The organism is Paenibacillus sp. J31P190, assembly GCF_059692075.1.
The window spans coordinates 98,058-112,759 of the sequence record NZ_JCAUAS010000017.1; the positions used below are offsets into that span (position 1 = coordinate 98,058).

Annotated in this window: 11 protein-coding genes; 4 read left to right on the forward strand and 7 right to left on the reverse strand. The window is 44.1% G+C overall.

The window, feature by feature from the left end:
- Positions 1–41: 41 nt before the first annotated feature.
- The 3 genes from AC58U0_RS25425 to AC58U0_RS25435 all read right to left on the reverse strand — a co-directional run bounded on the left by AC58U0_RS25425 (position 42) and on the right by AC58U0_RS25435 (position 6,847).
- A complete protein-coding gene (locus AC58U0_RS25425) occupies positions 42–1,262 on the reverse strand; it encodes a metallophosphoesterase (RefSeq protein WP_497381697.1) in 1,221 nt (406 codons plus the stop codon).
- Between the two features lie 189 nt (positions 1,263–1,451).
- On the reverse strand, positions 1,452–3,668 hold the full coding sequence (locus AC58U0_RS25430) for a helix-turn-helix domain-containing protein (protein ID WP_497381698.1): 2,217 nt from the start codon (positions 3,666–3,668) through the stop codon (positions 1,452–1,454).
- 95 nt (positions 3,669–3,763) lie between these two features.
- Entirely contained in the window at positions 3,764–6,847 is a 3,084-nt protein-coding gene (locus tag AC58U0_RS25435) for a glycosyl hydrolase (RefSeq protein WP_497381699.1), read from the reverse strand.
- A 305-nt stretch (positions 6,848–7,152) separates the two neighbouring features.
- Here AC58U0_RS25435 and AC58U0_RS25440 point away from each other — a divergent pair, with 305 nt between their 5' ends.
- From AC58U0_RS25440 to AC58U0_RS25450, 3 genes are read left to right on the forward strand one after another with little or no spacing between them, the layout of a single operon-like run.
- Positions 7,153–8,664, forward strand: a complete 1,512-nt coding sequence (locus tag AC58U0_RS25440) for a spore germination protein (RefSeq protein ID WP_497381700.1) — start codon at positions 7,153–7,155, stop codon at positions 8,662–8,664.
- Between the two features lie 4 nt (positions 8,665–8,668).
- The gene (locus tag AC58U0_RS25445; protein ID WP_497381701.1) at positions 8,669–9,793 is read left to right on the forward strand and encodes a Ger(x)C family spore germination protein; all 1,125 of its coding nucleotides are present in this window, start codon (positions 8,669–8,671) and stop codon (positions 9,791–9,793) included.
- Positions 9,794–9,825: 32 nt separating this feature from the next.
- Positions 9,826–10,917 carry a GerAB/ArcD/ProY family transporter gene (locus AC58U0_RS25450; protein WP_497381702.1) on the forward strand — a complete coding sequence of 364 codons (1,092 nt, stop codon included), beginning with the start codon at positions 9,826–9,828 and terminating at the stop codon, positions 10,915–10,917.
- Positions 10,918–11,000: 83 nt separating this feature from the next.
- On the opposite strand, the gene AC58U0_RS25455 is transcribed toward AC58U0_RS25450, so the two are convergent.
- The 4 genes from AC58U0_RS25455 to AC58U0_RS25470 all read right to left on the reverse strand — a co-directional run bounded on the left by AC58U0_RS25455 (position 11,001) and on the right by AC58U0_RS25470 (position 14,294).
- Entirely contained in the window at positions 11,001–12,281 is a 1,281-nt protein-coding gene (locus tag AC58U0_RS25455; RefSeq protein ID WP_497381703.1) for an L-cysteine desulfidase family protein, read from the reverse strand.
- A 359-nt stretch (positions 12,282–12,640) separates the two neighbouring features.
- Positions 12,641–13,084, reverse strand: a complete 444-nt coding sequence (locus AC58U0_RS25460; protein ID WP_497381704.1) for a carboxymuconolactone decarboxylase family protein — start codon at positions 13,082–13,084, stop codon at positions 12,641–12,643.
- A 37-nt stretch (positions 13,085–13,121) separates the two neighbouring features.
- On the reverse strand, positions 13,122–14,030 hold the full coding sequence (locus AC58U0_RS25465; protein ID WP_497381705.1) for an RNA polymerase sigma-70 factor: 909 nt from the start codon (positions 14,028–14,030) through the stop codon (positions 13,122–13,124).
- Positions 14,031–14,054: 24 nt separating this feature from the next.
- Positions 14,055–14,294 carry a hypothetical protein gene (locus tag AC58U0_RS25470; RefSeq protein ID WP_497381706.1) on the reverse strand — a complete coding sequence of 80 codons (240 nt, stop codon included), beginning with the start codon at positions 14,292–14,294 and terminating at the stop codon, positions 14,055–14,057.
- A gap of 185 nt (positions 14,295–14,479) precedes the next feature.
- Here AC58U0_RS25470 and AC58U0_RS25475 point away from each other — a divergent pair, with 185 nt between their 5' ends.
- Positions 14,480–14,677 (forward strand): PspC domain-containing protein, encoded by a 198-nt coding sequence (locus AC58U0_RS25475; RefSeq protein WP_497381707.1) that lies wholly within the window; start codon positions 14,480–14,482, stop codon positions 14,675–14,677.
- The last annotated feature ends 25 nt before the right edge of the window (positions 14,678–14,702 follow it).

Genomic DNA, 14,702 nt, shown 5'->3' on the forward strand with positions numbered 1-14,702 from the left:
TCGAGTCAACGGATGTCTTGTGCGCTTGCCACATCGCGTGGCTAAGACTTCATAATCTTCTCTTGCTTCTTGTTTTCCGGGATCGGAGCTGGCTCCGCACTTTGGTCGTTCGCGGTAAGATCGATGCCGTAGTCCTTGGCGAACACCATAAAGGTATCAACAAGAACGTTCTCGGCGTGTTCGTCGAGCTGGAATACCCGGGCGCCTCGCAGACGATTCCGATCTGCGCCGGGCAAACCGTAAGCGCCGAAGCCCGTGCTTCCGGCATAGCCCAGCAACACGCCGTAGTAGTTGCCGTGATACGTATTGACGTGATCATGGCCGCAAAAGATGCCCTTGACATCGCCTCTGGCCTGAATTGCTGAGAACATGCCGCTATTGATCGGACCAGGGCATTCATCTTCGTTCCGTTCCCCCACAATCTGGTGCTTGCCGACGGCCCTTGCATGGTCAGCCTCGGACCTTCCGTCCACGCTTGCGTACCACATGAATCGGTGCTCCCAGAGAGGGATATGAATGAACATAAGCGAAGGCACTTTATAACCCTGTTTCTCCTCCAGCTTTTTGGAGGTTTCGTAATACCACGCCACTTGATCGAACCGCAGCCAGTCCCAGACCGGATATCCTTCGAAGTCTTGCCCAGCTATCGTATGAGGCGCATACCTTCCACTATCCAGCAGCCAGAGGTTGAAGGCCGCCTTCGACCCTTTGGAGGACTGAATCAATAGGTTGATATTCCCCGTCCCAGTAATCCCTCCTTCTCCGGGCTGGTTCACATTATGTTTGTACGCCATATAAAATTGCAGCATATCCTCTTCGTCCAGACCAGCGCTCGGAGTCGAGTCTTCGTCGTGATTCCCGAAGGTTACAGCCCACTTGATTCCGCGCTGCTCCATTGGCTGAGCAATGTTGTTCATTGCCTGCTTCATCTCTATCGCCGAATTACAGCCCGAGCTAATGTTGTCGCCGTTAAGGACGACAAAATCCGGCTTTTCAGCGTCAAGCACTTTCTCCATCAGCTCCACAGTCCGCCGATCGATATGCTCGTCGTCCTGCATGTCGTTGAACTGGACAATTTTGAACTTTCCGTCGTTGTTGAATTGCAGCTTCACATTGTCGTTGGTTGCGGCTTGTACCTTTCCTCCGCCAAACAATTTGGCGGGAACACCTGCCGATCCGAGCGTGATCGCCAGCGCACCCGCCCCTCCGACTTTAATAAAATCCCTCCTGCTCATGCTCTTACTTGTTTCATCAGGGCTCATCGAACAGATACCTCCTACTATTTATGAGATAACCACACTCCCAATCTATCTAAAAAATGTGTGATGTGTATTAATTCGATCTAAAGGTTATGTAAATCTATTAATCCATGACATTTAACTCGACTAATCAGATGTACATACCGCTTAAGAAAAAAAACGGATAAAGCCATCCAAAATGGCCTATCCGTTTCAATTGTTCGATGTGGAGGCGTCGATTCTTTTCCGATATTCGCTCGGCGTAATTCCAGTATATTTTTTGAACATCCGGTTGAAAGACGTTATATTCTGATATCCGACAGCCTTGGCGGCATCATGAATTTTAATCTGATTATCCGTGAGGAGGCTTGTCGCTTTCGTGATTCGGGTTTCATTAATATAGTCAACAATGTTCTTGCCAGTCTTCGCCTTGAAATAAGAAGACAAGTATCCGCTGCTCATCTTTAGCTTTTCTGCCAAAATATCCAGATATATTTCTTCTGCTAAGTGCTCATTTATATAGTCAATCACGAAGGATGTGACCGGGTACTTCTCTTCCTTTTTTTCCCGAATAGCTTCCGATGTTTGCGTAACCCAATCAAGCAGAAGCAGCTCCAGATCGCTTAACGTGCTGCATTGCAGGATTCTTTCTCCCGCTTTGTCCAATATAATCTCCAATCGAATGGAATCAAGATGATATGGAATAGTCGCACTCTTGATCTTGTCGATCAGAGATTCGGCGAACCGCAGCATCACGGCAGCCGTCAACTCCTTACTATGCCATCTGGCAAACAGACGTTCCATAAGTGCAATCAGCTGCTGAGTATTCCCTTCTCTCAAATGAACTTCAAACTCTTTATCCTGATCGGGCGAAAAGCCGACGGCCATTTGCGTCACTGCGCGCTTGCGAATAATCTGCGTTTCGTAAATTAACAGACGTTCTCCAACTAGTTCCTGAACTTCCTCGTAGGCTGCAGTCAACTGAGCTGAATCCGTATAAATCGAAGAGAGCGCAATGGTAACGATGCCGTACTCCCGATCATGATTGAAAACAGACTTCATTTCGCCAAGCAGATCGGTTACAACAGTCATTTGATCCGTAAAAACGAGACTTAATATCTGATCGCGTTCAATTTGAAACGTTAGTGAATCTGGATATATCGGTTTTAGCCTGCTGTCTATGTAGGTCTTCATATAATAAAGCCATTGCTCGATGGATGACTTTGAAATCGAATTCCTGTGGTAAGGCTGGATTTGAAAAAGAACAAAAACGAACGGCTTGTTGGCAAAATCAAGCTTCCAAGCTTCATGTTCTTGATATCGGATAGCTTTAAGATGGTTGATAAAGGAGAGTTGTTTCCGAATCATATGATTGCCGTGAATTTCATTACTAATAATATTAAATTCCTTGATGTTCGATCGATACGGCACATTGTCGTTCATTTGACGCAAAGACTCAATCACTCTCTTCAGCGGGTTATTGATGCGTGCCGTAAATAAGAACGAAAAAATGATGCTGAGCGATATCGCTGCCGCCATAATGACAATCAGTGTAATGCTCAACCGGGACTGGTTTGCAATTCGTTCAACGGGAACCCGGTAGAGATACTTATTACCTGTTCCCTGTCCTGTCATCACAAAATGATATTTGTTATCCCGAATGAAGTCTTTGCTTCCGTATTTCTGAAGATCGTCAAAGGAAATGCCCGGTTCATGTTCCGCACTCTTAAATAAAATTTCTCCAGATTCGTTGTAAATCATAAAATCGTTATAGATACTTCGATGTAACGCTTGGTACATTTTCATGGCATCGAGAAAAACGACCATGTAAAAATCATCTTTATTTTTGATAATGATCGGCATCATTTCACCCAGCCTCTGCGGCTGGTTCTGAAAAATGGAATTAGTGACAGGAGTAGATGGGAAAATTCGGCTTGTGTAGGGTTCTTCGAACTGTTTTCTCCAAAAGTCCAAAGGATATTTATCGCTTGCGTAAAATACATTAAACATCGATTCTGCTTTCGTGCTCGTACTTTTCTCCAACACGAGTTCATCCTTCTTCGAATAAAAAACGATGTTATCGATAAACAGGTAGGGATTCGCTGCAAAACCAGATATTTCACGTACAATAACAGGAAAATTGACATAGCTAGGATTATTCTGCAACCTCTGAACTTCTTCACTGAAAAAAAACAGAACCATCTGTTTTTTGACCAGATCCAAGTGTTTTTCATAGCTCTCACTCGTATTTTCGAGCATCAGCGTGTTGTACTTAACAATCTCCTGTCTAACATTCTGCTTTGAAACCGAGATAGAATAAATGATAAGAGTGGCAAGTAGAAGAATGATGCATAGAAATCCTGCAATGAGCCGTATAAAAAGCGAATTGGATCTATTTCGAATGAAAAGGATCGGTTGAAGAGTTTTCATGCAACCCCCACTTTTATCATGATTAATCAATCACTTTATAAATGCTTGTTGATACATATCTTAACAAACAGGGTGAAAGGTGTAAACGGTCCTTTTCATGACATTTCCTCCATACGGTAAACAAGAATCTGCCCCATCAAACCGTAAGGTTGCAGTATATATTCCGGTGTATAATCAGTTCCTGAAGGATGAAACGACCACCAATCTATCCACGCTCGATTCGACTTGGATTCGTGAAGCGGACCCAGAAGGTTGCGGGGACTGCCGATAACCTCAATATCAATCCGATTGATTCCTTGGATGAGCCAATCAGTGAGCTCAACCGTCCCCGCAGCTCGCCACGGAATGGCCTGTTCATATCGTCCGTTTACGTTGAGATTCAAGGTGACCGCTTCATACGCGCCTAATTCCAATACGATTCGTTTACCTTCCCTTATATCCGCATCAAGGTCGAAATGGTAGATTAGGCTTCCACAGTAATACGGATAGCCTTGCAGGCACCAATCTCCGAATCTGAGCGCCTCAGGCTCCATGACGAGACATCGGCTGTTGTCGACAGCGAAGTCACCGATTAGGAATGCATCCTCGATTTCCATATCATGCGTGTATTCACTGATGACCTCAAGCACATTGATTCCTTCGAGTAGAGCTGGGAGCCTGACTATTGCCATAGAACGGTCTAGATACCAGCCATTCGGCTTTTCCATGATTTGCTGACCGTTCAGCAGAAAACGGAAACGCTCCGCCTGTTCGAAAACCAGGTACGTGTCCGTCCTGGGAACATCCTTCACCTCGAAGAGAAAACGGAAAGAGACAATCGTGCCATCATTCATATGAGGTTGATGTACCCAAAAATACCGTTGAAGATGGCCGTTCGCATAAATTTGCCTCATATTCAGTTGTTCACGAACTTTTTGCTGAGCTTGCCATACATCCATCGTCTCCGACCATTCTTCATCCCGCAGGCGATACTGGCACCTATCCAGAACAAGGGCGTTTGGATGCGTCCGTGTAAAAGAAGCGACCGTCCTCAGACTGGTCAATGGCTGAAGCCCGTCTGCATTCCGCTCCTTCGAGCGCACACCTTCACTGCACGGCGATATAACGTACAGTTTGGATTCTGCCGGACCAAAGCGTTCCTGGAATACGGCACAGTTGTCTCTCGTATTCATAGGTTTTTCGAATACTTCTCCTGTGAGCACATTCCACTCTTCTAACCATCCGCTTCCTTGAATGCGTACTTCTACCTCGTGTGCCGATTCCCGATCATTGTTAACAACGAAAACAACCGTACAGTCCTGAAACTCACGGTGCATATACAATAGCCTATCCGCCTCTCGTCCGTTTTGGTCCAAAAGGCTAACGGAGCGGGGGACGATTCGTTCTATTTCGGCTGAAAGGTCGTTATTTGACTGAAGCTGCTTAAAACGCGGATGGCCAATCAGGAGTTGCCATTCATCAGCAGGCTCTCCATCTACTAATGTGGGTAAGTTTCCAAAAGACAATACACATCCACCGGCATTCAGGTAAGAAAGCAGCAATTCATACGTTGAACTCAACAAATTAGACAGTGATGGCAGTACGACGATTTGATAGCTGGCTTGACCAACGAATAACCGTTCCTCCTGTGCGCGACCGATCTCTTTCAAAACCAACTCGTCACCCAAGTCAAAATCGTAGTGTTGTCCAAGCAGTTGGCGAACAAATTCGTTGAAATCCTGACTGTATTCGCAAAGCTCATCGATATTACCCGCTTCATTGCGCCATTCCTTCGCCCGCACATCTCTCCCTAGCTTCGCCCAAACCGAAGTCGCCGGGTGGATGACCAGCACGTCCCTTGTCACACGGCCTTCACTCAGCACCGCTCCGAGCCGGGCAAAGTAATTTTCCAACACATGGTTATGCGCCCACCAATTTACGTTGTAATTAAACGAAGGCGGATAATCCCGCTTGCGGCATCCGCGAAGCGTATAAAGTGCCAGGTGATGGGTCAGAAAGTTGACGCCGAGTACAAACTGCCAATCACCGATCCATTTGCGGCTTTCGAATGACAGATCCCATCCCGTTACACCGTATGTTTCCGTGATGACTCTTTTCTTACCGTACTGATTCGCGATGCTCGATACCTGCTTGATGGTCAAGCTTTCCTCTGTTTGCTCACACAATGTATCGATACCCGGAATGTCAAGATAGCGATAATGAGGCATAATGGAGCCACAATGTCTGACCGCACCTACCAAATCAGCCTCATCGCAGAAATGACCGGTAAATGAAATTCCATTCACTCGGCACCAATCTCCAATTTGCTTCGTATAAGCATCACTGAACATTTCCGTGACCGTCTTCCAGTAGTCGTGCCGGATCTTAGATGACGGCAGACCGTAATAAAAAAAGTAGGGAAGCGTTTCCCAAATCTCATAACCATTCTTTTCGATAAACACTTGGGGTAACAAGTCCGACCATGAGATCCAGGTCATCTCCGGCGCTTTAAGTTGTTCCTGAAAGCCGAGAATACTGGGTTCATCCGTGAAAATGCCTGGTACCGTGCGCCCAAACTCTTCTCCAACGGCTTCTTTGTAGCGTTCGTACGTCGTCTCGATAAATATTCGCGCTGATTCTGGATTCAGGTTATCCGTGTAGGTGTCTCCGTGGCACCACTCGTTTGGAGAAGCGATATGCCTGCGAAAGATCAAATAAACGTCATCCTCACCTAATAAACTGCATGCATGAAAGTCCTTCATCCAAGTACAGCTTAACAACTCGTTCCCGCTAATTTTCGCTTGATATACGGCTTTTATGGAATCATCTAGTTCAAAGATTCTGCAAATGGTCAGCGATAGAGCCTTTGCACGCACAGCATCGCCGCCGATTTGGGGCACCTTGCCGCCTCCCATACCTGAAGAATAGCGGTCTTCGTCATATAACCAAGCGTGAATGCCTTCCACTTTCGCTTTAGCGACCGTTTCTTGAACACGTTCCATGAACTCTTTGCCCATGTATGGTGTTTCAAGTCCTTCCCGCACGTGAATCATAAAACCGCCCATTCCCTGTTGTTTGAAGCCCTCAATTTGGGCATTCAATTCGCCCTGCTCAAGTAGGCCGTTCCACGACCAGAAAGGCACGGAGCGATATTCCATAGGAGGATTCGAGAACTTTTGCTGCAATTCCGATTTCTTCATTTCGTGCCCGCCCTTATTCTTCATTTCAATAGAAGTGCTTCCCATCTATTGTCATTTTCATCATTTATTATGGCAGGACCTTTCAGTGAACGCTTTCCCTTTTCCACGATTTTATTGAATAATTCCGCGAATCCGTGTAACCTGAGCATTTATTTGAGCTCAGAAATGGAGAATGTCAGCCCTACGGTCCGACACTACTAGGTTATTCAACAGATATCATTGGAGTTGGATGAGACGGATTTTTGCATAATAAATCCATTTTTTGAAAACAATAAACTCATATTTAATTAAGGAGATAAAGATGAGTGGACCATGCAAAGCCATCGGATATACCGATAAAGCTTCAGTTAACGGATAACCTAGAATATTTGAAGAACATATTCTACGATTGTCCGGACTTAATCTTTAAGCATTATTCCTACCAAAATATGAAATCCTGCCTTGTATTTATTTGTGGTTTAGCGAAAGAAGAAAGCATTTCATTTCATATGTTAAATCATCTTCTTGATCATGTTGAACAAGCAGAATCAAAACATATTGAACTTGAAGAAAACGCGATATCAATGATACCCGCGGTTGAAACAAGAGAAATGAATATGATTATCAGCTCAATTTTAGATGGGTGTTCGGTTTTGTTTATCGATCAGATCGACAAGGCGCTATTGCTAAGAGTCGAAGGCGGCATGTATCGTGATATCACCGAACCAACGAACGAAACGGTTATCCGCGGATCCAAAGAAGGCTTTATCGAAAACATTTCTGCTAATATCTCTTTGCTTCGTCAAAAAATACGCTCCCCTCATTTAAAAGTGGCTCTCAAGGAATTGGGCAAGCAAACGAAAACCCGAGTAGCGGTTGTCTATATGGGCAATATTGTAAACCATGAGCTTCTTCAAGAGGTTCATCGAAGATTGGACCTAATCGATATCGATAGTATTTTGGAAAGTGAATATGTAGAAGAGCTCATTGAAGACAACCCGCTGAGCCCTTTTTCACAAATTCAAAATACGGAACGTCCAGATAAGGCGGCTGGTAATTTGTTGGAAGGCCGTGTTGTCATTATATGTGACGGGTCGCCTTCCGTTCTTATCGTTCCATCCACCTTTTGGCAAATGCTTCAAAGCAGCGAAGATTATTATAACCGATTTTATTTCGCGATTACGCAAAGATTCGTCCGTTACTTATCCGTATTGATTTCTTGTCTTCTTCCCGCTTTGTACATTGCAGTCTCCACCTTTCATATAGAAATGATCCCTACAAAGTTTCTACTTACATTCATGGCCAGCCGGGATAAGATTCCTTTCCCTGCCCTAGTCGAAGCTTTTATGATGGAAGTACTAGCGGAAGCTCTACGGGAAGCAGGTCTCCGTCTACCTAAAGCAATTGGGCAAACGATCAGTATTCTTGGCGCCATCGTAATCGGAACCGCTACTGTTGAAGCCGGGATCGTTTCGGCACCTATGGTTATTATTGTATCCATTACCGGGATTGCCGGGGCCACCATCCCTGGAAATAATATCGCCAACACGATCAGATTGCTTCGTTTTCCATTAATGATACTTGCGGGCATATTAGGATTGTACGGCATCATCATAGGCTTGGCGTTCATTGTTGCTCATTTATGCAGTCTGCGATCTTTCGGAACACCTTTTATGGCGCCTTTGACACCCTTATCCATTACAAAGTTGAAGGATGTGTTCATCAGGGCTCCATGGTGGATGATGACCCGGCATCCTGGGAATTTCAAACCGCAAGATGATGTCAAAGTGCATCCGAACATTTGGAGTAAACGCTTATGGAGTCGAGGGAGAAAATGAATGCATGAAGATGTACAAATACGTGACTGCCATTTTGTTGTCGGGAGTTATCCTCATAGCCGGTTGTTCAGATCGAAGAGAAATTAACAATGTGGCTGTTGTGTTGGCTACGGGGATTGATAAAGTAAATGACAAATTCCAAGTAACGGTCGAAGTGGCTATTCCCATGTCGAAGGGCGAAGGCGGCGGTTCATCGGGTAAGCAAAATCCGTATTACCTCGAATCAAATACAGGGCGAAATATTGAAGAGGCGATTCAAAATATGCAGAACCGTACGTCACGAATCTTACGATTCTCCCATCAACGAGTCATTATTATTCATGAAAATATCGCCAAGAATGACATTACAGACGTATTAGATTTTATAAACCGACATCAAGAATCAAGGCTTTCAAGCCAAATTTATATGACCAATAGCAATCTAAAGGACATCATGAACGCACATACTGAGTTGGACCAAATTACGACAGAACATATCCGTGAGATCGGAAACATCATGGGATTCGCGATCACGGCTAGGGAATTTCTATCCGACATCTACAGTAATAAAAAAGATCCTGTTGCACCCTTGATTACTTATAAAGAGGGGAAACCATCCATCCAATCGTTTGCTGTATTTCATAAAAACAAAATGCAATTTGAAACGAACAGGGATGAAACGTTAGGACTGTGCTGGATGAAACGAAACTGCCTTAATGGCAAATCGATAACCTTCCAACTACAGGAGAAAATTATTTCTATACGAATAACATCCCAAAGCTTGAAGATAAAGACTTCGTTCCAAGGAGAAACCCCCGAATATTGGATTAAAATAAAGGGCAAAGGTATCATTCGGGAAGGGGAAAAGTTTTTCAATTTGCAAGACGCAAGAAGCGTTCATCAATTAGAACATCAAATTGAAAGCCAAATCAAAGACAACATCGAGGGCATTCTAAATAAAAACCTAAAAAATCAAATCGATACTTTGGGATTTGGGAAATATGCACATGTATATAATAATTTGCAATGGGAAAAAAAGTGGAAAAGGCGATGGGATCATATGCTTCCCGGAACCAAGACGAACATCGAAGTAAAATTCGTCCTTGAACAACCTGGCTTGCAAATCAATAGTCTAGAGAATACAGAATAAGAGTCGGACCTGTACCGAGAAGGAGGAAAAGGATGCGAGCGACTTTAACTCATTTGCAGATAGCCATGTTGCTTGCAAACTTTGTATTATCCACCACGTTCATTCAATTTCCTCTAACACAAGTTATTCCTGCTGGAAATAACGCCTGGTTGGTCCTTTTCCTCATCATTCCATTTATGATGCTGCTTATCATTGGAGGTCTAATCGGTATCCGTAAACTTCCCGTTTGGAATCTTTTTTCTGCCGAAAGGAGAAGCTATCAGCCCGCTGAGAAGGGACTCGCCTGTTTGTTCATCCTCTTTATCACATTGTTGCTTTTGAAAGATGTACAATCGTTTATAGGCGCTATACAACTAGCCCTGTTACCCTTGACATCAACTGCCGCGACAACGATTATCCTGATGTTATTGGTGGCCTATGTGGCTCGGCTTGGACTTGGTACAATCGCAAACTTCAACGAGTTGTTTTTTCCACCCATGATGCTTGTTATGATGATAAATCCTATTACTCTCCTGCCAAGAATCAATTTCTTGAATGTGATGCCGATTTTGAATGTCTCCACCTATCCGTCTATTTTGCAGGCGGCGTTTAATGCCCTCCCATGGGCTGGGGAAGTTGTCGTGTTGTTTTTCATATTAGGACAAATGCAGCCACTCAAACATGTACGGTTAGCAGCAATAATCGGAATGACATTTGGTCTTTCCATGCTGTACCTGACTATATTCTTGGAAATTGGATTATTTGGCAGTGATCTATTGAAAAATCAACTTCATCCCACCTTGGCCTTGACAAGAGAAGTTCAACTGACCGAAGCATTTGACCGGAACGATTTGCTTCTTTTTTCATTCTGGATGCCTACGGTGTTTGCGAAGCTATCCCTGGAGGTCTATGTATTATTCCGAAGTATTCAGATCCTGACAGGTCTTACCTCCATGCTTATGATCTATCCTACGGCTATTGGCTTTGGTTTGTTGAGATTGGTTTTCTTCGCCGACACGATGGATCACTTCCGTTTTTTTCTGCAAAATAAAAATTGGGGCGGACCCATCATCTTAGCAACGGAACTGCTCATTGTGTTAGCATTTATCATCATGGTTCGGTCGAAGAAGCATAGTTCCCTTTAAACAAATCACTTTCATCATGCCGCTAAACTACAAAAAGGCCACCGACGCACCGGCAGCCTTCCTTCATTTTTACTACAACAGTTCTATATGTCTTTATTCAACATCATTTCGAGAATAAGTTTATCAATCTCAGATGTTGCTTCATTACCAATACGGCAAAAGTTGTCGATCGTTTTCTCCGCTTCATTTTCGATAAATCCATTCGTCGAGGAAATAGTCATCCCTTTTGATGCGAGAAGCGCAGATTGTACCGCTGCACTCGTACAGGTCGCAACTTTCATAGCGCAGCCGCCTTTTGCTCCATCGCACATCATCCCGGATACATTACCGAGCATGTTTTGGATCGCCGCTTTAATCTCCGTTTTCCCTCCACCAAGCAGATAGGTAATGCCACAGCTTGCACCCGTACCGGATACGGTGACCCCGCATAATGCGGATAATCGCCCGAACTTGGACTTGATATGAATGGTAATTAAATGGCTCAGCGCAACGGCACGAATGAGTTTCTCCTCAGAGGCTCCAAGCTTTTCTGCCGCTGCTACAACAGGATTTGTCGCTGCAATGCCTTGGTTTCCGCTTCCCGAATTTGCCATAACCGGCATCGAGGATCCCGCCATGCGAGCATCCGATCCAGCTGCTGCAAGAGCCATAGCATGAGAGATTAAATCGTCGGACAGAATACCTTTTTGCACATTTTCTTTAATCGTTTTACCGACTTCGAGACCGTACGCATGTTCCAAACCATCTAATCCTGCTTTACGGTTTAGCTCAATGCTTTGCTTGACCAAACCGAGGTCCGCAAGATCTACCGTGTTCACGAAATCCACAATCGAATCAATTGTTAGCTCGCTGCGATCTTCTCTGGAACTCTTAAAACTCGCGTTGGCGCAGCCTCCCATATCAACGATCTGCCCGTCTACTTCTATCAATGTTATATTCGTATGATTATCCGTAATAACAACTTTCGCGTACCTTTCCTCTGCTTCAATAATAACCTCAATATATAATTTCTTTGGTGTATCGGCGAGATGGACAACAGAAATCCCTCGTTCCACCATATTCTGCGCCACTGAAATATCTTCGGGCTTAATATCGGCAAGCACTTCTAGCTGCTTCTCCGCATTACCTGCAACCGCACCTAACGCAGCGACAAAATCGATCCCTGTCAGACCAGTACCGGGAATACCAACTGCAAGTGCATTCTTAATTATACCTGCGCTTGCATAAACCGTAATTTTATCAATAGTGCCATCCACATAAGTCCTAGCCTTCGCCGCAGCTAAGGCAATCGCTACCGGCTCTGTGCAGCCAAGAGCGACAACGAGTTCGTTTTGCAGTATGCTAATGAATGTATTCGTCCTCATGATGACCTCCCCTAACACCGAAAGGCACCAAAAGACCTTCGAATGATTCTTAAAATATACTATAGTTGCTTCGCGTAGTTCAACTCGTACATTTCGAGAAAATTTGGCAGTGATGACTTCACCATTCCACCCGTCTTGAACCTGAACTTACAATTCCGTTTCAAAATGAAAAAATAACAGCGCTCTCTTTCATAGTTTTATCTTAGAATAACCAAAAAATGCAAGGATCACCCCTTGATTGAAATAATCCATATTTAATTAGAAAACGGAGCCCGCAAATCCGCGCGGCTTCGTTAAATATGCTCCGATAAAAAAGAAAAATCCGCCATTTAGGCGGATTTAATCGGACCATATTCTTTTCACTCGGCAGCAGGGAACATTCCGGTAGAAATGGCAATGCGGTTCCAAGCATTAATCGTATTGATCGCCATGATAAGCGTCACATATTCCTTTTCATCAAAATGCTCCCGCACTTTCTCATAAACGGATTGTGGTACACCATTCTCCGAGATTCGGGTCACGGTTTCTGTCAACTCCAGCAATGCTCTTTCTTTGTCGGAATAAAAGGGGGCTTCACGCCATGCAGTAAGTAAATTAATCCTTTGCTGAGTTTCACCCATGTTCCGCAGATCCCTTGTATGCATGTCGATGCAATAAGCGCAACCATTGATTTGTGACGCTCTTATTTTGATAAGCTCATATAACTTTGCATCTAAACCGCTTGTTTTAATAAAACCCTCCAGCTTCAGCATCGTTTGCAATGCTTCTGGATTTACTTTGTTATACGTTAATCTAACTTCCATTTGAATCTCCTCCGTAACGATTAATTTAGGTTTGCCTCTATAAGACAATTAAGTCCTGAGATTTGTGACAATTCAGCACGGAAGAAATATGTTGAAGTTTATCTGGATTCAAAATCTGAAAAACCTGATTGGCTTGCAGCTGTTTCTTATCCATATCAAAACAAATAACCATGTCAGCGATTTGATCCTTTACGAGTACAAGTCCGGTTTGACCGTTGATGAGAATAGGGATCCATTGCCCCTGCAGCGAGCCCTTTGCTGCAATACCTTCGAAGAGGCTCAGAATACGTTGCTTACCGAATATGGTATTGAGAGCTGTTCGTCTTTTTCCACCGCCATCAGATATCAGCACGGCATCATCGGTTAGCAAGGAGACAAAATCTTTAAAGTTCCCCGTATGGACAGCATGCATAAATTTCTTTACAAGCGGTTCTGAATCCCCGATTCCTCCAACATTCCGCTCCTTTGCTTGGTTAACTTTCACTTTTGCTCGACTATAGATTTTACGGCAATTGGTTTCAGTTTTATTTAGCATGTCTGCGACCTCGGCGTACTCATAGCCAAGCACTTCTCTTAGCACGAACACAGCTCTCTCCACAGATGATAATTCTTGCAGTAATACAAGGAAAGCATAAGAAATGGTTTCGTCTTGAACGATTTGTCCCATGGGATCATCGTTGTTTGCCATCATTAGCGGCTCGGGCAGCCAAGCACCAACGTAAATTTCTCTTTGCTTGCGAGCCGATTTTAAGTAATTCAGGCAGCGATTGGTCATCATTTTGACTAAATAAGATTTCAGGTTGCTGATGTTATCCGAATCTAACGTTTGCAGGGAGGTAAACAGATCCTGCATCATATCTTCCGCGTCCGACACAGAGCCTAACATCCGGTAAGCCACTGAGAATAGTAAATGCTTATACGTACGATAAATCGTTTCGAAGTCCATAAACTAAATATCTCCAATCTTGTATTAAAAAATGTATGTCAATTGGGGAGACGAGCACTTTCCCGTCTTGAACGATTGATACCGTTGCTGCCCCAGCCTTTTAATGAATGGCATCTCTAGCAAAAAAGCTCCAGAAAACGTCTCGACTTCCTTAGCATAGCGCGGTCCGTTCGTAAAATCTACCCTTTCGGAGCTGCCGGGTGCGGCAAACTGATTCACGGAAGAGGGGAAACGGTACATGCTTGTCACGTTAGGATGAGACAAGACTTTGTCTCACTCCCTAATCGACAAAGTCTGTACTCCCCTTAAGTAGTGGAGCTTCCCCGACTTTAGTACAGCTTCCATAACCGTCGGCGGTCCGTTTTGATAGAAGCTCAAAGAAGCTACAATAAAGTCATAAGAACGAAGCAGACATACAAAATGCTTATATTTGAGAGGAGACTTATATAATGAACAAATTATTCAGATCCACTACAGACAGTAAATTAACCGGACTTTGCGGAGGAATTGCAGAATGGCTCGGAGTTAATCCAACCATCATTCGGCTAATCGTTGTAATTACCGCTCTGTGCAGCTTTGGAACCGTCACACTGCTTTACTTCATCGGCTCTATCCTTGTTCCGAAAATGCCTTATAGTCATATATAAAACTAGAAAAGCAAAAAATCCAGCC

Excerpts from the sequence above, each read along its gene's own strand:
- AC58U0_RS25450 (WP_497381702.1), top strand. The coding sequence starts at position 9,826 with ATGCGAGCGACTTTAACTCATTTGCAGATAGCCATGTTGCTTGCAAAC.
- AC58U0_RS25465 (WP_497381705.1), bottom strand. The coding sequence starts at position 14,030 with ATGGACTTCGAAACGATTTATCGTACGTATAAGCATTTACTATTCTCA.
- AC58U0_RS25460 (WP_497381704.1), bottom strand. The coding sequence starts at position 13,084 with ATGGAAGTTAGATTAACGTATAACAAAGTAAATCCAGAAGCATTGCAA.
- AC58U0_RS25425 (WP_497381697.1), bottom strand. The coding sequence starts at position 1,262 with ATGAGCCCTGATGAAACAAGTAAGAGCATGAGCAGGAGGGATTTTATT.
- AC58U0_RS25445 (WP_497381701.1), top strand. The coding sequence starts at position 8,669 with ATGAAGATGTACAAATACGTGACTGCCATTTTGTTGTCGGGAGTTATC.
- AC58U0_RS25430 (WP_497381698.1), bottom strand. The coding sequence starts at position 3,668 with ATGAAAACTCTTCAACCGATCCTTTTCATTCGAAATAGATCCAATTCG.
- AC58U0_RS25435 (WP_497381699.1), bottom strand. The coding sequence starts at position 6,847 with ATGAAGAAATCGGAATTGCAGCAAAAGTTCTCGAATCCTCCTATGGAA.
- AC58U0_RS25475 (WP_497381707.1), top strand. The coding sequence starts at position 14,480 with ATGAACAAATTATTCAGATCCACTACAGACAGTAAATTAACCGGACTT.
- AC58U0_RS25455 (WP_497381703.1), bottom strand. The coding sequence starts at position 12,281 with ATGAGGACGAATACATTCATTAGCATACTGCAAAACGAACTCGTTGTC.